This is a genomic window from Pseudomonas sp. NFXW11 (assembly GCF_049887815.1).
Taxonomy (GTDB): Bacteria; Pseudomonadota; Gammaproteobacteria; order Pseudomonadales; family Pseudomonadaceae; genus Aquipseudomonas.
Map to the genome: position 1 here is coordinate 63482 of NZ_JAGEKI010000012.1, position 19746 is coordinate 83227.

17 protein-coding genes are annotated in these 19746 nt (G+C 64.2%); 14 read left to right on the plus strand and 3 right to left on the minus strand.

The features are described 5' to 3' along the window. Nucleotides 1-92: 92 nt before the first annotated feature. From J4P02_RS18890 to J4P02_RS18950, 13 genes are all read left to right on the plus strand, one after another. Nucleotides 93-1715 carry a methyl-accepting chemotaxis protein gene (locus J4P02_RS18890; protein ID WP_426192997.1) on the plus strand — a complete coding sequence of 541 codons (1623 nt, stop codon included), beginning with the start codon at nt 93-95 and terminating at the stop codon, nt 1713-1715. Then, nucleotides 1715-2251 (plus strand): chemotaxis protein CheW, encoded by a 537-nt coding sequence (locus tag J4P02_RS18895; RefSeq protein ID WP_426192999.1) that lies wholly within the window; start codon nt 1715-1717, stop codon nt 2249-2251. Before J4P02_RS18890 ends, J4P02_RS18895 begins: the two co-directional genes overlap by 1 nt. Further along, nucleotides 2248-3534 (plus strand): CheR family methyltransferase, encoded by a 1287-nt coding sequence (locus J4P02_RS18900; RefSeq protein WP_426193001.1) that lies wholly within the window; start codon nt 2248-2250, stop codon nt 3532-3534. Before J4P02_RS18895 ends, J4P02_RS18900 begins: the two co-directional genes overlap by 4 nt. After that, a complete protein-coding gene (locus J4P02_RS18905; RefSeq protein WP_426193002.1) occupies nt 3531-4208 on the plus strand; it encodes a chemotaxis protein CheW in 678 nt (225 codons plus the stop codon). Before J4P02_RS18900 ends, J4P02_RS18905 begins: the two co-directional genes overlap by 4 nt. Further along, a complete protein-coding gene (locus J4P02_RS18910) occupies nt 4205-6523 on the plus strand; it encodes a hybrid sensor histidine kinase/response regulator (protein WP_426193003.1) in 2319 nt (772 codons plus the stop codon). The genes J4P02_RS18905 and J4P02_RS18910 overlap by 4 nt, the downstream gene beginning before the upstream one ends. Continuing rightward, nucleotides 6520-7530, plus strand: coding sequence for a chemotaxis response regulator protein-glutamate methylesterase (locus J4P02_RS18915; protein ID WP_426193005.1), 1011 nt, complete (start codon nt 6520-6522; stop codon nt 7528-7530). Before J4P02_RS18910 ends, J4P02_RS18915 begins: the two co-directional genes overlap by 4 nt. A gap of 48 nt (nt 7531-7578) precedes the next feature. After that, entirely contained in the window at nt 7579-8580 is a 1002-nt protein-coding gene (locus J4P02_RS18920; RefSeq protein ID WP_426193007.1) for a diguanylate cyclase domain-containing protein, read from the plus strand. A 106-nt stretch (nt 8581-8686) separates the two neighbouring features. Further along, nucleotides 8687-9782 (plus strand): peptide chain release factor 2 gene (gene prfB / locus J4P02_RS18925; RefSeq protein WP_426193009.1). Its coding sequence is split into 2 segments (ribosomal slippage): nt 8687-8758 and nt 8760-9782, totalling 1095 coding nucleotides; the frame shifts between segments, so codons are not numbered across the junction. 92 nt (nt 9783-9874) lie between these two features. Further along, nucleotides 9875-11377 carry a lysine--tRNA ligase gene (gene lysS, locus J4P02_RS18930; RefSeq protein ID WP_426193011.1) on the plus strand — a complete coding sequence of 501 codons (1503 nt, stop codon included), beginning with the start codon at nt 9875-9877 and terminating at the stop codon, nt 11375-11377. Between the two features lie 104 nt (nt 11378-11481). After that, the gene (locus tag J4P02_RS18935) at nt 11482-12198 is read left to right on the plus strand and encodes a TetR/AcrR family transcriptional regulator (RefSeq protein ID WP_426193013.1); all 717 of its coding nucleotides are present in this window, start codon (nt 11482-11484) and stop codon (nt 12196-12198) included. A 55-nt stretch (nt 12199-12253) separates the two neighbouring features. Next, complete coding sequence (locus J4P02_RS18940; RefSeq protein WP_426193015.1) at nt 12254-13531, plus strand: flavohemoglobin expression-modulating QEGLA motif protein; 1278 nt, start codon at nt 12254-12256, stop codon at nt 13529-13531. Nucleotides 13532-13579: 48 nt separating this feature from the next. Beyond that, the gene (locus J4P02_RS18945; RefSeq protein WP_426193269.1) at nt 13580-14494 is read left to right on the plus strand and encodes an alpha/beta hydrolase; all 915 of its coding nucleotides are present in this window, start codon (nt 13580-13582) and stop codon (nt 14492-14494) included. Then, entirely contained in the window at nt 14491-14817 is a 327-nt protein-coding gene (locus tag J4P02_RS18950; RefSeq protein WP_426193017.1) for a hypothetical protein, read from the plus strand. Before J4P02_RS18945 ends, J4P02_RS18950 begins: the two co-directional genes overlap by 4 nt. A 91-nt stretch (nt 14818-14908) precedes the next feature. On the opposite strand, the gene J4P02_RS18955 is transcribed toward J4P02_RS18950, so the two are convergent. The 3 genes from J4P02_RS18955 to J4P02_RS18965 form a co-directional block, all read right to left on the minus strand. Beyond that, nucleotides 14909-15697, minus strand: a complete 789-nt coding sequence (locus J4P02_RS18955; RefSeq protein WP_426193019.1) for an OmpA family protein — start codon at nt 15695-15697, stop codon at nt 14909-14911. 50 nt (nt 15698-15747) lie between these two features. After that, the gene (locus J4P02_RS18960) at nt 15748-16161 is read right to left on the minus strand and encodes a DUF4398 domain-containing protein (RefSeq protein WP_426193021.1); all 414 of its coding nucleotides are present in this window, start codon (nt 16159-16161) and stop codon (nt 15748-15750) included. Between the two features lie 284 nt (nt 16162-16445). Then, the gene (locus tag J4P02_RS18965; RefSeq protein WP_426193023.1) at nt 16446-16790 is read right to left on the minus strand and encodes a pilin assembly protein; all 345 of its coding nucleotides are present in this window, start codon (nt 16788-16790) and stop codon (nt 16446-16448) included. A 182-nt stretch (nt 16791-16972) separates the two neighbouring features. Between J4P02_RS18965 and ppc the strand changes: the two genes are divergently transcribed. Continuing rightward, nucleotides 16973-19603, plus strand: a complete 2631-nt coding sequence (gene ppc / locus J4P02_RS18970; protein WP_426193025.1) for a phosphoenolpyruvate carboxylase — start codon at nt 16973-16975, stop codon at nt 19601-19603. The last annotated feature ends 143 nt before the right edge of the window (nt 19604-19746 follow it).

The window sequence follows — 19746 nt, forward strand, 5'->3', positions numbered from 1 at the left end:
AAAAGTGCCAACCGTGTCGTTAAACCACCCGTAAAACCTGCATCGTCCTCGGCTATACTCCCCCCATTTTTGAATGGCCTCGAGGACTGACTGTGAAGAACTGGACGTTGCGCCAACGCATCTTGGCGAGCTTTGCGGTGATTATCGCCATCATGCTGTTGATGGTCGTCGTCTCGTACTCGCGGCTGTTGAAGATCGAAGCCGGTGAGGAGCGGGTGCGCGACGACGCAGTGCCGGGGGTGTATTTCAGTTCGATGATTCGTAGCGCCTGGGTCGACAGTTATATCCAGACCCAGGAGATCATCGGCATCAAGCAGGACCAGAGCATCACCGCCGAGGAGCTGGCGGATTTCAAGTCCTTTGAACAGCGCCTGGTCACCCAGATGGGCAACTACAAGAACACCATCACCACCCGTGACGACCAGAGCGAATTCGATGCCTTCGAGAAAAGCCATCAGGAGTTCAACCGCATCCAGGCGGCGGTGCTCGACCTGCATCAACGCAAGCAGGAGGCCGAGGCGGTCCGCCTGTTCAACGAGCAACTGACCCCGACCTGGATAGCAGGAAGGATGAAGCTCAATGACATCATTGGCGAAAACAAGGCGGTGGCCGATGCCGCCACCAACGCCATCGACGATGCGGTGGCAGCGGCCAAGATCAGCATGGGCGTGTCGCTGCTGTTGGCGATCCTGGCTGCGGGCCTGTGTGGCCTGCTGTTGATGCGGGCGATCATGGCGCCGATGAACCGCATCGTCGACATTCTCGAAGTGATGCGCACCGGCGACCTCAGCGGGCGCCTGAACCTGGCGCGCAAGGACGAGTTCGGCGCCGTGGAAACCGGCTTCAACGACATGATGACCGAGCTTACGGCCCTGGTGTCCCAGGCCCAGCGCTCCTCGGTGCAGGTCACCACCTCGGTGACCGAGATCGCCGCCACCTCCAAGCAGCAGCAGGCCACCGCCACCGAGACCGCCGCCACCACTACGGAAATCGGCGCCACCTCGCGGGAAATCGCCGCCACTTCCCGGGACCTGGTGCGCACCATGACCGAGGTTTCCAGCGCCGCCGACCAGGCCTCGGTGCTTGCCGGTTCCGGCCAGCAGGGCCTGGCGCGCATGGAAGACACCATGCACTCGGTGATGGGCGCGGCCGACCTGGTGAATGCCAAGCTGGCGATCCTCAACGAGAAGGCCGGCAACATCAACCAGGTGGTGGTGACCATCGTCAAGGTCGCCGACCAGACCAACCTGCTGTCGCTCAATGCCGCCATCGAAGCGGAGAAGGCCGGTGAATACGGCCGCGGTTTCGCCGTGGTGGCCACCGAAGTGCGGCGTCTGGCGGACCAGACCGCGGTGGCCACTTATGACATCGAACAGATGGTGCGCGAGATCCAGTCGGCGGTGTCGGCGGGGGTCATGGGCATGGACAAGTTCTCCGAGGAAGTGCGCCGCGGCATGGCCGAGGTGCAGCAGGTGGGCGAGCAGCTGTCGCAGATCATCCATCAGGTGCAGGCCCTGGCGCCCAGGGTGCTGATGGTCAACGAGGGCATGCAGGCCCAGGCCACAGGTGCCGAGCAGATCAACCACGCCCTGGTGCAGTTGGGCGATGCCAGCAGCCAGACCGTCGAGTCCCTGCGCCAGGCCAGCTTCGCCATCGATGAGCTGAGCCAGGTGGCGGTGGGGCTGCGCAGCGGCGTATCGCGTTTCAAAGTCTGATGGACGAACTGGCGCACAAGCGCAACCCCGTGGCCGGGGCCAAGAGCGCGCTGTTTTTGGTGTTCCACATCGGTCAGGAGCGTTACGCCCTGCAGGCCGTGGATGTGGTGGAAGTGCTGCCCCGGCTGCCACTCAAGCCCATCGCCCAGGCGCCGTCCTGGGTGGCCGGGGTGTTCGCCTATCGTGGCGCGGTGGTGCCGGTGATCGACCTGTGCCAGCTGACCTTCGAACGCCCGGCCCAACTGCGTACCAGTACCCGGCTGGTGCTGGTGCATTACCGCGGCGATGGCAGCCAGCCGGCGCGGGCTCTGGGCTTGTTGCTGGAGCAGGCCAACGACACCCTGCGCTGCGACCCTCAAGAGTTCCAGCCCTATGGCCTGGACAATCGCCAGGCGCCGTACCTGGGGCCGGTACGCGAAGATGCCAGTGGATTGCTGCAATGGGTGCGGGTCGACGACCTGCTGGCGCCCGAGGTGCGTGAGCTGCTGTTTCCCGCTGTTGCCGCCGAGCCGGACTCGCCTGGGGAGCGCCCATGAGCGACGAGCAGCGGTTCTTCGATTTCCTCAAGGAGCGCATCGGCCTGGATGTGGCCTCCGTGGGCCCGGCGATCATCGAACGCGCGGTGCGCCAGCGCTGCCATGCCCTGTTCGCCCACAGCAGCGACGAGTACTGGCACAAGCTGCAAGGCTCGCGGGAGGAGCAGCAGGCGCTGATCGAGGCGGTGATAGTTCCGGAAACCTGGTTCTTCCGCTACCCGGAATCCTTTGCCACCCTGGTCAAGCTGGCCAGGGCTCGCCTGGAACAGATCAAGGGCATGCGCGCCCTGCGTTTGCTGAGCCTGCCGTGCTCCACCGGCGAGGAACCCTATTCGATCGCCATGGCCCTGCTCGACGGCGGCCTGGCGCCTCATCAGTTCAAGGTCGATGGCCTGGATGTCAGCCCCTTGTCGGTGGAGCGGGCGCGCGGGGCCTTGTACGGCAAGAACTCCTTCCGTGGCCAGCACCTGGAGTTTCGCGAGCGCCATTTCGTTGCCGAGGACGAGCGCTATCGCCTCAGCGAGCGGGTTCGCGAGCAGGTTCGGCTGCAGGTGGGCAATGTGCTGGACCCAGGCTTGCTGGCCGCTGAACCGGCCTTCGACTTTGTCTTCTGTCGCAACTTGCTGATCTATTTCGACCAGCCGACCCAGCGCCAGGTGTTCGAGGTGCTCAAGCGCCTGACCCATGAACAGGGCGTGCTGTTTATCGGCCCGGCCGAGGGCAGCCTGCTGGGGCGCCTGGGCATGCGCTCGATCGGCATCCCGCAGTCCTTTGCCTTCAGCCGCCAGCAGGAGCCCGAGCCGGCACCGCAGCCGGCACCGCAGCCGGCGGCCTTGCCGCAACCCTTGCCCCTGCCGATACCGCCGCGCAAGCCGGCCACCCCGGCGCCGCGCCAGCGGCCCTTTGCCGTCCGTGCCGCCGCGGTGCCGGTGGTCGAGAGTGCGCCGGTCAGCGATGCCACGAGCCTGTTGGCGAAGATCGCCAACCTGGCCAATGAGGGCAAGAGCGCCGAGGCCCGGGCCGCCTGTGAAGGTTATTTGCAACGGCACGAGCCGGTGGCCCAGGTGTTCTACTGGTTGGGCCTGCTCAGCGATGTGGCCGGCAATGCCATGGAGGCCCAGGGTTTCTACCGCAAGGCCCTGTATCTTGCGCCCCAGCACCCGGAGGCCCTGGCCCACCTGGCGGCGCTGCTGGCGTCCCAGGGCGATGTCGCCGCCGCCCAACGATTGCAGGAGCGCGCTGCCCGCAGCCTGCGCACCGCCGACAGTGAGTCGAAACGATGAGCCATTCCTACTCATTGGCTGCCGATGCCCAGGCCATCGACGATTGCTGGAACCGCATCGGCATCCTGGGCGATAAGTCCTGCCCGCTGCTGGCCGAACATATCCACTGCCGTAATTGCGCGGTGTATTCCGCCGCCGCCACGCGCTTGCTGGATCGCTATTCACTGCGCCAGGAAGATCGCGAGCAGGCGCTGGCCGTGGAAACCGACACCGATGTGGCGACCCGTTCGCTGCTGATGTTTCGCCTTGGCGAGGAGTGGCTGGGGCTGCCGACCCGCTGTCTGCTGGAGGTGGCGCCGCAGCAGGCGATCCATTCCCTGCCGCACCAGCGTTCCCGGGCCCTGCTCGGGGTGGCCAATGTGCGCGGGGCGCTGGTGGCCTGCCTGTCGCTGACCGAGCTGTTGGGGCTGGACCCGACGCCCCTGGCCGCCAGCAACGGACGAGTGATGCCGCGCATGCTGATCATCGGCGCCGACGGCGGCCCTGTGGTGGTGCCGGTGGATGAGGTGCACGGCATCCATGCCATCGACGAGCGGATTCTCAACACCGCGTCGCTGCCTGGCGAGCAGGCGGATGCCAAGTACACCCGTGGCGTCCTGCAATGGCAGGGGCGCAGCCTGCGCCTGCTGGACGAAGAGCAACTGCTGATCGCCGTGACCCGGAGCCTGACATGACCCCCGATCAGATGCGCGACGCCTCGTTGCTGGAACTGTTCAGCCTGGAAGCCGAGGCTCAGACCCAGGTGCTCAGCGCCGGGTTGCTGGCCCTGGAGCGCAATCCGACCCAGGCCGACCAGTTGGAAGCCTGCATGCGCGCGGCCCATTCGCTCAAGGGCGCGGCGCGGATCGTCGGGGTCGACGCCGGGGTCAGCGTGGCCCATGTGATGGAGGATTGCCTGGTCAGCGCCCAGGAAGGGCGGTTGTACCTGCTGCCTGAGCATATCGACGCCCTGCTGCAGGGCACCGACCTGCTGATGCGCATCGCCACCCCGGGCGGTGCCGAGAGCCTGGTGGCGGATATTGCGCTGTATGTGGCGCTGATGGAGCGCTTGCTGAGCCAGGGGCCCGCGGCGCCGAGCGCAGCGCTCCAGGCACCGCCAAGCAGCGTTGCCGAACCTGCGGCGCTGGAGCCGCCGGCCGTTGCTGCGCTGGCCGAGCCCGAGCCACTGGCCTTGCCCAGCGAGCCGCTCACCGAACCGTCGAGCAGTGTCGCGCGCCCGGGCAAGCGCATGACCGAGGGCGGCGAGCGGGTGCTGCGGGTCACCGCCGAGCGCCTCAACAGCCTGCTGGACCTGTCGAGCAAGTCCCTGGTGGAAACCCAGCGGCTCAAGCCCTACCTGGCCACCTTGCAGCGCCTCAAGCGGACGCAGAGCAACAGCCTGGCGGCGCTGGAGAATCTCAACCTGCACCTCAAGGAACACGCCCTGAGCCTGGAGGCCCAGGAAGCCCTGGAGGACGCGCGACGCTTGCTGGCCGAGTCCCAGCAATTGCTGGCGCAGAAGACCGCCGAGCTCGACGAGTTCGGCTGGCAGTCCAGCCAGCGCGCCCAGGTGCTGTATGACACGGCCCTGGCTTGCCGCATGCGGCCCTTCGCCGATGTGCTCAGTGGCCAGGTGCGCATGGTCCGCGACTTGGGGCGCAGCCTGGGCAAGCAGGTGCGGCTGGAGATCGAGGGCGAGAAGACCCAGGTCGACCGCGACGTGCTGGAGAAGCTCGAAGCGCCGCTGACCCACTTGCTGCGCAATGCCGTCGACCATGGCATCGAGTTGCCCGAGCAGCGCCTGCTGGCGGGCAAGCCGGCCGAAGGGGTGATTCGCCTGCGGGCTTCCCACCAGGCCGGGCTGCTGGTGCTGGAACTCAGCGATGATGGCAACGGCGTGGACCTGGAGCGCCTGCGGCAGAACATCGTCGAGCGCCAGCTGTCACCGGCGCCCACCGCGGCCCAGTTGAGCGAGGAAGAACTGCTGACCTTCCTGTTTCTGCCGGGTTTCAGCCTGCGGGACAAGGTCACCGAAGTGTCCGGGCGCGGGGTCGGCCTGGACGCGGTGCAGCACATGGTGCGGCAGTTGCGCGGGGCGGTGCTGCTGGAGCAGGTCAGTGGCCAGGGCAGCCGCTTCCATCTGCAGGTGCCGCTGACCCTGTCGGTGGTGCGCAGCCTGGTGGTGGAAGTGGGTGACGAGGCCTACGCCTTCCCGCTGGCGCATATCGAACGCATGTGCGACCTGGAACCCGAACAGATAGTCCAGGTGGAGGGGCGTCAGCATTTCTGGCATGAAGGCCGGCATGTCGGCCTGGTGGCGGCCAGTCAGCTGTTGCAGCGGCCGGCCACCCAGAACAGCGCGCCGACCCTCAAGGTGGTGGTGATCCGCGAACGTGACGCGATGTACGGGATTGCCGTGGAGCGCTTTATCGGCGAGCGCACCCTGGTGGTACTGCCCCTGGACGAGCGCTTGGGCAAGATCCAGGATATTTCCGCCGGAGCCCTGCTCGATGATGGCCGGGTGGCCTTGATCGTGGATGTCGAAGACATGCTGCGCTCGGTGGATAAACTGCTCAATACCGGGCGCCTGGAGCGCATCGCCGGCAATCACCAGCAACATGCCCAGGCCGCGCGCAAGCGCATCCTGGTGGTGGATGACTCGCTCACGGTGCGTGAATTGCAACGCAAGCTGCTGATCAATCGCGGCTACGATGTGGCCGTTGCAGTAGACGGCATGGATGGCTGGAATGCCTTGCGTTCGGAAAGCTTCGACCTGCTGATCACTGATATCGACATGCCGCGAATGGACGGAATTGAATTGGTCACACTTTTGCGTCGCGACAATCGCCTGCAGTCGCTGCCGGTGATGGTGGTGTCCTACAAGGATCGCGAGGAGGATCGGCGCCGTGGACTGGATGCCGGTGCCGACTATTATCTAGCCAAAGCCAGTTTCCATGACGACGCCCTGCTGGATGCGGTGGTGGAACTGATTGGAGGAGCGCGGGCATGAAAATCGCCATCGTCAACGACATGCCCATGGCCGTGGAGGCCCTGCGCCGGGCCCTGGCCTTCGACCCCAGCCATGAGGTGGTGTGGGTCGCCACCAATGGCGCCGAAGCGGTGCAGTACTGCGCCGAACTGACCCCGGACCTGATTCTCATGGATCTGATCATGCCGGTGATGGATGGAGTGGAAGCCACGCGGCGAATCATGGCCGAGACGCCGTGCGCCATAGTGATTGTCACCGTCGATCGCCAGCAGAATGTGCACCGGGTGTTCGAGGCCATGGGCCACGGCGCCCTGGATGTGGTCGACACCCCGGCGGTGGGGGCCGGCAATGCTCAGGAAGCGGCGGCGCCGCTGTTGCGCAAGATCCTCAATATCGGCTGGCTGATCGGCCAGCGCGGCAGCCGGGTGCGTTCGGCACCCGGGCCCCTGCGCAGTGGGGCGCCACGCCAGAGCCTGGTGGCCATTGGCTCCTCCGCCGGTGGCCCGGCCGCCCTGGAAGTGCTGCTCAAGGGCTTGCCAAAGGACTTTCCCGCCGCCATCGTGCTGGTCCAGCATGTCGACCAGGTGTTTGCCGCCGGCATGGCCGAGTGGCTCAGCGGTGTTTCCGGCTTGCCGGTGCGCCTGGCGCGCGAAGGTGAACCGCCGCAAAGTGGCACCGTATTGCTGGCGGGCACCAACCACCATATCCGCTTGTTGAAGAATGGCACCCTGGCCTACACCGCCGAGCCGGTGAACGAGATCTACCGGCCTTCCATCGATGTGTTTTTCGAGAGCGTGGCCAGTTACTGGAACGGCGACGCGGTAGGGGTGCTGCTGACCGGCATGGGCCGCGACGGTGCCCAAGGCTTGAAGCTGATGCGCGATCAGGGTTATCTGACCATCGCTCAGGACCAGAACAGTAGCGCGGTGTATGGCATGCCCAAGGCGGCCGCTGCCATAGGCGCCGCCACAGAGATACGCCCACTGGACAAGATCGCTCCACGTTTGCTGGAGATATTTGCCAAATGACTGATAAATGCAGCTGTCCTGGCCGGGTAGCAACTCAGGTGACAACCCATGAATGATTTACAGCTCGACGAATTCAAGACCGATGAAAACGCCGCTATGGTGTTGCTGGTGGATGACCAGGCCATGATCGGCGAGGCGGTTCGGCGTGGGTTGGCGAACGAGGAAAACATCGATTTCCACTTCTGTGCCGATCCCCACCAGGCCATTGCCCAGGCGATCCGCATCAAGCCCACGGTGATTCTCCAGGACCTGGTGATGCCCGGCCTGGACGGCCTGACCCTGGTGCGCGAGTACCGTAATCACCCGGCGACGCAGAATATCCCGATCATCGTGCTCTCCACCAAGGAAGACCCGCTGATCAAGAGCGCGGCTTTTGCCGCCGGGGCCAACGACTACCTGGTGAAGCTGCCGGACAATATCGAGCTGGTGGCGCGCATCCGCTATCACTCGCGCTCCTACATGACCCTGTTGCAGCGCGATGCCGCCTACCGGGCGCTGCGGGTCAGCCAGCAGCAGCTGCTGGACACCAACCTGGTGCTGCAGCGGCTGATGAACTCCGACGGCCTGACCGGGCTGTCCAACCGCCGGCATTTCGACGAGTACCTGGAACTGGAGTGGCGCCGGGCGATGCGCGAGCAGAGCCAGCTGTCGCTGCTGATGATCGACGTCGACTACTTCAAGTCCTACAACGACACCTTCGGCCACCTGGAGGGCGATGAAGCCCTGCGCAAGGTGGCGACGGCGATCCGCGAGGCCAGCAGCCGGCCTTCCGACCTGCCAGCGCGCTATGGCGGCGAAGAGTTCGTGCTGGTGCTGCCCAACACCTCGCCGGGCGGTGCGCGGCTGGTGGCCGAGAAGCTGCGGCAGACCGTCGAGGCGCTGAAAATTCCCCATACCGCACCGGCCGAAGGCTCCAGCCTGACCATCAGTATTGGCCTGTCTACCGTCACGCCGCAGCCCAACAGCCATTGCCGGCAGTTGATCTCGGCGGCGGACAAGGGCCTGTACCTGGCGAAAAACAATGGCCGCAACCAGGTCGGTATCGAGTGAAAAAAACCAGGATCGGCTGTCTAAAGCCGCTAAGCGGGCTGCCGTGATTCAGTGATTCCGTTATAATCGTCGGCTTTCAAAAGTTCGCCAGCGAGTGCCGCCCCCCATGGAAATCAACCCGATCCTTAACACCATCAAGGACCTGACCGAGCGTTCCCAATCCATTCGGGGGTATCTTTGACTACGATCAAAAGCATGACCGCCTGATCGAAGTCAACCGCGAGCTGGAAGACCCCAACGTCTGGAACAAGCCCGAGTACGCCCAGGCCCTGGGGCGCGAGCGCTCCATGCTGGCGCAGGTGGTCGAGACCCTGGACAAGCTGTCCGGCGGGCTGGCCGACTGCAAGGACCTGCTGGACATGGCCGTCGAAGAGAATGACGAAGGCGCCGTAGGCGACGTCGAGGCCGAGCTGCAGAACCTGGATGAGCTCCTGGCCCAGCTTGAATTCCGTCGCATGTTCAGCGGCGAGATGGACATGAACAACGCTTACCTGGATATCCAGGCCGGCTCCGGCGGCACCGAAGCCCAGGACTGGGCCAACATCCTGCTGCGCATGTACCTGCGCTGGGCCGACAAGCGCGGCTTCGACGCCACCATCATGGAACTGTCCGAGGGCGAGGTCGCCGGCATCAAGGGCGCCACCGTGCACATCAAGGGCGAGTACGCCTTTGGCTGGCTGCGCACCGAGATCGGTGTACACCGCCTGGTGCGCAAGAGCCCGTTCGACTCTGGTGCCCGTCGCCACACCTCGTTCTCGGCGGTGTTCGTGTCGCCGGAGATCGACGACAAGGTCGAGATCGAGATCAACCCGTCCGACCTGCGCATCGACACCTATCGCTCTTCGGGCGCCGGTGGTCAGCACGTAAACACCACCGATTCGGCGGTACGTATCACCCACGTGCCGACCAACACCGTGGTCAGCTGCCAGAACGAGCGCTCCCAGCACGCCAACAAGGACACCGCCATGAAAATGCTGCGGGCCAAGTTGTACGAGCAGGAAATGCAGAAGCGCAATGCGGCCTCCCAGGCGCTGGAAGACACCAAGTCGGACATCGGCTGGGGTCACCAGATCCGTTCCTATGTACTGGATGACTCGCGTATCAAGGACCTGCGTACCGGTATCGAGCGCAGCGACTGCCAGAAGGTTCTGGACGGCGACCTCGACCAATACCTGGAAGCGAGCCTCAAGCAGGGGCTGTAAACCGCACACCATAGCCGCGATACCAGGCCACCGGCCGGTATCCCGTGCCCTGCCCGACAGGGGCAATGAACACCTGATGGAAAAGTGAAGACATGAGCGACCTCAAGACCGAATCGCAAGACCTGCAACAGGAAGAAAACACCCTGATCGCCCTGCGCAAGGAAAAGCTTGCTGCCGAGCGCGCCAAGGGCCAGGCCTTCCCCAACGACTTCCGCCGTGACAGCTACTGCGATGCCCTGCAGAAACAGTACGCCGACAAGACCAAGGAAGAACTGGAAGCAGCGGCGATCCCGGTCAAGGTGGCAGGTCGCATCATGCTCAACCGTGGCTCGTTCATGGTGATCCAGGACATGACCGGGCGCATCCAGGTCTACGTCAACCGCAAGACCCTGCCTGAAGAAACCCTGGCCGCGGTGAAAACCTGGGACCTGGGCGACATCATCGCTGCCGAGGGCACCCTGGCCCGTTCCGGCAAGGGTGACCTGTACGTTGAGATGACCAGCGTGCGCCTGCTGACCAAGTCGCTGCGCCCGCTGCCGGACAAGCACCACGGCCTGACCGACACCGAGCAGCGCTATCGCCAGCGCTACGTCGACCTGATCGTCAACGATGAAGTGCGCGAAACGTTCCGCGTGCGCTCGCAAGTCATCGCCCACATCCGCAGCTTCCTGATGCAGCGCGACTTCCTCGAAGTGGAAACGCCCATGCTGCAGACCATTCCCGGTGGCGCCGCGGCCAAGCCGTTCGAAACCCACCACAATGCCCTGGACATGGAAATGTTCCTGCGCATCGCCCCGGAGCTGTACCTCAAGCGCCTGGTAGTGGGCGGTTTCGAGAAGGTCTTCGAGATCAACCGCAACTTCCGCAACGAAGGCGTCTCGACCCGTCACAACCCTGAATTCACCATGTTGGAGTTCTACCAGGCCTACGCCGACTACGAAGACAACATGGACCTGACCGAAGAGCTGTTCCGCGAACTGGCGCAGCTGGTTCTCGGCAGCACCGACGTGCCGTACGGCGACAAGGTGTTCCACTTCGGCGAGCCGTTCGCCCGCCTGTCGGTGTTCGACTCGATCCTCAAGTACAACCCCGAGCTGACCGCCGATGACCTGAACGACATCGACAAGGCGCGCGCTATCGCCAAGCAGGCCGGGGCCAAGGTCCTGGGCTTTGAAGGCCTGGGCAAGCTGCAGGTGATGATTTTCGAAGAGCTGGTGGAGCACAAGCTGGAGCAGCCGCACTTCATCACCCAGTACCCGTTCGAGGTGTCGCCGCTGGCCCGTCGCAACGACGACAACCCCAACGTCACCGACCGTTTCGAGCTGTTTATCGGTGGCCGCGAGATTGCCAACGCCTACTCCGAGCTCAATGACGCGGAAGACCAGGCCGAGCGCTTCATGGCACAGGTGGCGGACAAGGATGCCGGCGATGACGAGGCCATGCACTACGACGCCGATTTCGTTCGTGCCCTGGAATACGGCATGCCGCCGACCGCCGGTGAAGGCATCGGCATTGACCGCCTGGTGATGCTGCTGACCAACTCGCCGTCGATCCGCGACGTGATCCTGTTCCCGCACATGCGGCCGCAGGCGTAAGCGTCATGAATAAGAAGCCGCCTTTCACAGGCGGCTTTTTATTGCCTGGCTGGAACTGACGTACCGCTTTTGATTCCCTGTGATTGATAAGAGGAAGACCTGTCGTGAACCGCGCAATAGCTCAAGAAGGTGCCGCTGGCATCGCCACTGCGGTGGCCGAAAGCGTTCAGTACCAGGGCCGCAAGGCCAGCCGCCAGGGCAGCGAACAGCGCCGACAGGAAATTCTCGATGCCGCCATGCGCATTGTCGTGCGTGACGGCGTGCGGGCCGTGCGCCATCGCGCGGTGGCCGCAGAAGCCGGTGTGCCGCTATCGGCCACCACCTATTACTTCAAGGATATCGATGACCTGCTCACCGATACCTTCGCCCAATACGTGGAGCGCAGCGCGGCGTTCATGGCCAAGCTGTGGGCCAATAACGAAGGGCTGCTGCGGGAAATGGTCGCCTATGGCGATGGCAGCCAGGCCAGCCGCTCGCAGCTGGCCGACGATATCGCCCGGCTCACCGCCGACTACGTGCATCACCAGTTGCACAACCGCCGTGAGCACCTGATGGCCGAACAGGCCTTCCGTCAGGAGGCGCTGCTCAATCCGCGCCTGGCGCAACTGGTGCGTTCGCACCAGCAGATCCTGCTCCAGGGCACCTGCCAGTTCTTCCAGGTGCTGGGTTCTCGCGAGCCGCAGCAGGATGCCAAAGTGTTGACCTCGATAATCGGCCGGATGGAATATCAGGGCCTGCTCAACGCTGCCGAGCCATTGGCGGGGGATGAAATGCTCGGCATTCTTACCCGCTACATGCACCTGGTGCTAGCCTCCGTCTGAGGCCCGGGGCATTGGCCAGCCATCAGCAGCAAGCGCTTCAACAGAGGATTTTTCGGTGGACGATTACCAGCAGACGATACGCACCCTGTCCGATCGCATAGTGCTGGCACAGACCCCGATCCGCGTGCTGGATGCGGTGAAGTGGGACGAGAATGTCCGCAAGGGTTTTCTCAAGGCCAAGGGCAAGGAAATGCCGGCGGTGGACCGCGCCTATTACGAAGGACGGCCGCTGTCCTTTGATTCCGGCGCGGTGAAGCTGGAGTTCCAGAACATCGAGCGCGACATCACCCGGCAACTGGGGCAGTTCAACCCGGTGGGGCAGATCATGCGCCGCATGTGCAAGGAATACCGCATGGTGGTGCGCATGCTCGAAGCCCGCGGTACCGGCGATTTCGGACTGATCTCCCAGGAACTGTACGGCGCCGCTTCCGATGCCTTCCACGCCGGCGACCCGACCCTGGCCGACCTCGGGCTGATGATGTCCGACTACCTGAACAACATCGACGGTCGTGGCGACCTCAAGGACGAGCCCAAGGTCTTGAGCGCCAAGGAAGCGGTGAACCTGCTGCAAAGCCGCTTGAACAAGGTGTTTGGCGAGGCCGAGGAAACCATCCGGGTGTTCGAGTCCGATGGCATTGTCGCCGACGCCGCGGCGGGCGCCGACTACATCAAGATCCGCAGCGATGCGATGTTCAACAACCGTGATGTGCGGGCCCTGGAGGTCCACGAGGGGCTGGTACATGTGGGCACCACCCTCAACGGCCTGAACCAGCCGATCTGCACCTTCCTGGCCAAGGGCCCGCCCTCGTCCACTGTGACTCAGGAAGGCCTGGCGATCCTCATGGAGATCATCACTTTTGCTTCCTACCCCAGCCGCCTGCGCAAGCTGACCAACCGCACCCGGGCCATTCATATGGTGGAGGAGGGCGCGGACTTCCTGCAGGTGTTCGAGTTCTTCCGCGAACAGGGTTTCGAGATGGCCGAGAGCTATGGCAACGCCAGCCGGGTGTTCCGCGGATCGACCCCCACAGGGCTGCCGTTTACCAAAGACTTGTCCTATCTCAAGGGCTTCATCATGGTTTACAACTACATTCAGCTGGCCGTGCGCAAGGGCAAGCTGGAGCAGATCCCCTTGTTGTTCTGCGGCAAGACCACCCTGGAAGACATGCGCACCTTGCGCCAGCTGGTGGACGAAGGCCTGGTGGTGCCACCCAAGTACCTGCCCGAGCAGTTCCGTGACATGAACGCCTTGTCGGCCTGGATGTGTTTCTCCAACTTCCTCAATCACCTGAGCCTGGACCGGATCGAGGCCGACTACTCGAATATTCTTTGACCCGGGGCGAGGAGCGCAGATGAAGGTATCCACAGGGAGGGGGGCATGATGCGTGGCTGGGCGCTGCTGGCGCTGGTGCTGTGCCTCAACGGCTGCAGCTCCCTGCTGTTCTATCCCGAGCCCGGGCTGCCGTTCACCCCCGAGCGGGCCAAGCTCGAGTATCGCGATATCACCCTGACCACGGCCGATGGCCTGAAGCTGCATGGCTGGTGGCTGCCGGCCAAGCCGGGGGTCGAGGTCAAGGGCACGGTGCTGCACCTGCATGGCAATGGCGGCAACCTGGCCTGGCACCTGGGGGGCAGTTGGTGGTTGCCGGAGCAGGGCTACCAGGTGCTGTTGCTGGACTATCGCGGCTACGGCCTGTCCGAAGGGGCGCCGAGCCTGCCGGCGATCTACCAGGATGTGGACGCCGCGTTCCAATGGCTCGACCAGGCACCCGAAGTGCAGGGCAAGCCGCTGATCCTGCTGGGCCAGAGCCTGGGCGGTGCCTTGGGCATTCATTACCTGGTGCAGCACCCGGAGCGTCAGCGCCAGCTCAAGGCGGTGGTGTTCGACGGGGTGCCGGCCAGCTATCGCGATGTCGGGCGTTATGCCCTGAGCACCTCCTGGCTGACCTGGCCGTTGCAGGTGCCGCTGTCGTGGCTGGTGCCTGACGCCGACAGCGCATTGCATGCCCTGCCGCACCTGAATGGCGTGCCGAAGCTGATCTACCACAGCATCGACGATCCCATCGTGCCCCTTTCCAACGGCATCCTGGTGTATCAAGCTGCGCCGCCGCCGCGGGTGCTGCAACTGACCCGTGGTGGTCATGTACAGACTTTTGCCGATCCGACCTGGCGCCGCGTGATGCTGCGCTTCCTCGATGATCCGCAGCATTTCAACGGCTTGCGCCGGCTGGGGGAAATCCCCAATTACCCGGCGTCGCCGAATTCCGCAGTAGAACCTCCAGAGAGTCCGCAATGAGTGAAGAACGCAACGTCATCCCAATGATCATCACTGGTATCTGCACCATCCTGGTGACCGTGGCCAGCCTCTGGTACTACGGCTACCTGCACTTCGCCAAACCGGAGGATGCGCTGCTGCTCAACGACTTCACCATGCTCAAGACCATGCCCGGCGAGGACTACAAGATTTCCCTGCAACCGGCGGCGGAAATGGCCCAGTGCATCGATGGCGTGCTGGTGCTGTTCGACACCCAGCAGAAGGGCCTGACCGGGGTGCTGGTGAACAACAAGAAGCAGGCGGTGCGCTGCATGGGCCAGGAAACGCCTCAGCTGGAGCAGTGATCGTCTGACCGACGCAAACCCAAAAAAACGCCGCCGACCTGAAGAGGTCGGCGGCGTTTTGTTTTCCCTGCCTATATAGGCAAGGGCGGCATCAGTTGCGGCTGATTGCCGAGCGCGGTGCCACCGGCTGGTTGTCGTTGGAGATGGTGACTTCCACCCGACGGTTCATTGCACGGCCGGAAAGGCTGCCGTTATCGGCCACCGGATACTCCTTGCCATAACCCTGGCTGACGATGCGCGCCGGGTCGATGCCCATGCGGATCAGGGCCATTTGCACCGAGCCGGCACGGCGCTCGGACAGCGACTGGTTGTAGGCGTCGCTGCCGGTGCTGTCGGTGTAGCCCTCGACAATCACCTTGCGGTCCGGGTTCTGCTGGAGGAACTGCGCCAGCTTGTTGATGTTCACCAGGCCGTTGGACTTGAGGTCGGACTTGTTGGTGGCGAACAGCACGTCACCAAAGGTCACCAGGGTGCCGCGGTCGGTCTGCTTGGCGTTGAGGCTGTCTTGCAGTTGCTTGATCTGCGCGTCACGGGCGTCGAGGATGGCGCGGGCGCGCTGGTCGCCGGCGTCCTTGAGCTTGGTCTCGGCGGTGCGCAGGGCGATGGTTTCCTTGGCCACCTCGACCCGCTGGTTGGTCAGGTAGGCCAGCTGGTCGACCTTCTTCTGGTTTTCCTTGTCCAGGTAGGCCTTGTCGGCCTTGTCCATCCAGTCGGCGGCGTCCTTGGTTTCCAGGGCGGCGACCTTGCTGGCCTGCGGGTTGGCCTGCAGCGCGGCGAAGTTGGTGCGGGCATTTTCCAGGTTGGCGTTGGGCGGGGTGGAGCAGGCCGCCAGGGCTACGCTCATGGCCAACAGGGCAGGGATCATCAGTTGTTTGCGCATAATGGTTCGTCCTTTCAATCGAATACGAGTACGGGGCAAGTGGCGGCGCATCACTGCACGCTACGCATGCCTTCCTGACGCAGTTCCTGAACGCCTTTCTGCGAGTCTTTCAGCGCTTGCTCGGCCTTGGCGGCCTGGGCCTTGCGCTCGGCGACGCGGGCGTCCCACTCGGCCTGTTCGGCCAGGCGCCGGGCTTCGTCGTACTGTTTGTCGTGCATGGCGATCTCGGCTTGCTTGAGCTTGTCCTGGGCCGACTTCATCTCCACCGCCGCGAATTCGGTGCCGCCGGCGCTGACCGCGCTATTGACCGCAGACTGGGTGACCGCGTACTGCTCGGAAGGTGGATTACCGGCACAACCGGCCAGTACCACACTGCTGCCGAGCGCCAGCGCGGCCAGTTTGAGCCCGCGCAGAGAGGTGAACGAGGATTTGGCAGTGCTGATCTTCATGGTCTTCAACTCCATTGGGTAACTCCTGGAAAACATCAAAATCCATCCCGGGTTCGACGCCGTGACGCAATGACAACGAGCGCTGATAGCAAGATTTGAAACGGCCGTTCCAGCGATGGTTAATGGCTGTGACCTGAGGCTTTTTTGAATAGTTCAGAGAAAGATGGCGATTGGCCGGAAAAAATTCTGACCCTTCGGACAGGCTGAAAAACCTTGAACTTCTGCCGCGCTCAGAGGTATTCCCGGCCCTTTTCAGGGCCGGGAAAGCGGCTTTTCAACCGGTGTGGAGGACGTTGGAATCAGTGCTTGGGCTTGTCGCTCTGGCTCGCCAGCAGGTGCAGGTGCTGGCGTGACAGCGCCAGGAAACGCGGGGTGGGGCCGATGTCCTCGTACAGCGGATCGCCTTCCTCATCGGTGGCAACCACATGCTGCCCCTGGACGTAGGGGAAGCTGGCCTCGAGCTCTTCCAGGGCGGCGCCGATCAGCTCGCCCAGCAGTTCTTCGGGTTGGCGCTTGGGGTACATCTCGGCGAGTGCCGCCAGGCGCGCGGCGGCTTCCACATCCAGATGAATCCGGTAGCCGGTCTTGCTCAGGCGGCCCTTGGCGTTTTCTTCCCAGTGTTGTGCCAGTTCACGGATTTTCATGCTGACCTCGATAGACACCTGCTTGTGGCAGGGCGAGTGGCGGGACCGGCCGGAGCCGGTGCGTGGCCCTTGTGCGGCCTATTGTTGAGCCTAGTTCGATTGCCGCGGGCTTGCTAAGGGATGCGTGCAAGCTGCACTCTTGAGCCTTCCGTGCCGCCTTGAGTCTGCTGGAGAACACCTCGATGACCGATATTGATGCGCGCTTGCGCGAAGACGTTCACCTGTTGGGAGAACTGTTGGGCAATACCATTCGCGATCAATACGGGGAGGGTTTCCTCGACAAGATCGAGCAGATTCGCAAGGGGGCCAAGGCCGATCGCCGGGGCTCGCCCGGCGCCGAGTTGAGCGCCAGCCTCGACTCCCTGAGCGAAGACGAACTGCTGCCGGTGGCCAGGGCCTTCAACCAGTTCCTCAACCTGGCGAATATTGCCGAGCAGTATCAGTTGATCCATCGGCGCGACGAGGCGCAGCCGGCGCCGTTCGAAGCCCGGGTACTGCCTGAACTGCTGGGCCGCCTGCGCGCCGCCGGGCACGGTGCCGATGCACTGGCCCGGCAACTCGGGCGCCTGGAGATCGAACTGGTACTGACCGCGCACCCCACAGAAGTGGCACGCCGCACGTTGATCCAGAAGTACGATGCGATTGCCGCGCAACTGGCGGCCCAGGATCACCGTGACCTGACCAGCGCCGAGCGTGGACAGATCCAGGAGCGCCTGCAGCGGCTGATCGCCGAGGCCTGGCACACCGAGGAAATCCGCCGGGTGCGGCCAACCCCGGTGGACGAAGCCAAATGGGGCTTTGCGGTGATCGAGCATTCGCTATGGCAGGCCATTCCCAACTACCTGCGCAAGGCCGACAAGGCACTGTTCAACGCCACCGGCCTGCACCTGCCGCTGGAGGCGGCGCCGATCCGCTTCGCCTCGTGGATGGGCGGCGACCGTGACGGCAACCCCAATGTCACCGCTGCGGTGACCCGCGAAGTGTTGCTGCTGGCACGCTGGATGGCCGCCGACCTGTACCTGCGGGATGTCGATCACCTGGCGGCCGAGTTGTCCATGCAGCAGGCCAGCCCGGCCCTGCTGGCCAAGGCCGGGGACAGTGCCGAACCGTACCGGGCGCTGCTCAAGCAACTACGCGAACGCCTGCGGGCCACCCGCAACTGGGCCCATGCGGCGCTTGGCGCGGCAGTGCCGGCGGGCCCCGAAGTGTTGCAGAACAACCGCGAGCTGCTGGAGCCGCTGCAGTTGTGCTACCAGTCGCTGCACGAATGCGGAATGGGGGTGATTGCCGACGGCCCGCTGCTCGACTGCCTGCGCCGCGCCGTAACCTTCGGCCTGTTCCTGGTGCGCCTGGACGTGCGCCAGGACTCCAGCCGGCATAGCGCGGCCATGACCGAAATCACCGACTACCTGGGCCTGGGCCGTTATGCCGACTGGAGCGAGGAAGACCGCATCACCTTCCTGATGCGCGAGCTGGGCAGCCGGCGGCCATTGTTGCCGGGTTACTTCAAGCCTTCGGCGGACACCGCCGAAGTGCTCGCCACCTGCCGCGAGATTGCCCAGGCGCCGGCGGCGTCCCTGGGCTCCTATGTGATTTCCATGGCCGGCGCGGCCTCCGATGTGCTGGCGGTGCAACTGCTGCTCAAGGAATCCGGGGTGCTGCGGCCGATGCGCGTGGTGCCTTTGTTCGAGACCCTGGCCGACCTCGACAACGCCGGCCCGGTGATGGAAAAGCTGCTGAATATGCCGGGCTATCGCTCGCGCCTGCAGGGGCCGCAGGAAGTGATGATCGGCTATTCCGACTCGGCCAAGGACGCCGGCACCACCGCCGCGGCCTGGGCCCAGTACCGGGCCCAGGAGCGCCTGGTGGATATCTGTCGCGAGCAGCAGGTGGAACTGCTGTTGTTCCACGGTCGCGGTGGCACCGTGGGGCGTGGCGGCGGTCCGGCCCACGCGGCGATTCTGTCGCAGCCGCCGGGTTCGGTGGCCGGGCGTTTCCGCACCACCGAGCAGGGGGAAATGATCCGCTTCAAGTTCGGCCTGCCGGATATCGCCGAACAGAACCTCAACCTGTATCTGGCGGCAGTGCTGGAAGCCACCTTGCTGCCGCCGCCACCGCCGCAGCCGGCCTGGCGCCACCTGATGGACGAGTTGGCCCGGGATGGGGTCCAGGCCTACCGCGCGGTGGTGCGGGACAACCCGCAGTTCGTCGAGTACTTCCGCCAGTCCACCCCGGAGCAGGAACTGGGGCGCCTGCCCCTGGGCAGTCGGCCGGCCAAGCGTCGGGCCGGTGGCATTGAAAGCCTGCGGGCGATCCCATGGATCTTCGGCTGGACCCAGACCCGCCTGATGCTGCCCGCCTGGCTGGGCTGGGAAGCGGCCCTGGGCAAGGCCCTGGAGCGGGGCGAGGGCGAGCTGCTGGCGCAGATGCGCGAGCATTGGCCGTTCTTCCGCACCCGCATCGATATGCTGGAGATGGTGCTGGCCAAGGCTGACGCGGATATCGCCCGGTCTTATGACGAGCGTCTGGTGGAGGCGGAACTGCTGCCTTTGGGTGCGCACTTACGCGACCTATTGTCGCAGGCTTGCGCAGTGGTGCTGGGGCTGACCGGGCAGTCGCAATTGCTCGCCCACAGCCCCGACACCCTGGAGTTCATCCGCCTGCGCAACACCTACCTCGACCCGCTGCATCTGTTGCAGGCCGAGCTGCTGGCTCGTTCACGCCAGCAGGATGCGCCCCAAGGAAGCCCCGTGGAACAGGCGTTGCTGGTCTCCGTGGCGGGTATCGCCGCCGGTTTGCGCAACACCGGCTAAGGTTGCCGAGGCTCGGCTGCCCGCTTTGTCCCAGCTCTTATTAGGACAATTCCAAGGTGTCGCTCAGATTGATCTGGCGACACTTTGTTATGGGGTTGCGACTTGTTCTACCCGGTCGCAAGGGCACAAAAGGGCCGGGTTCT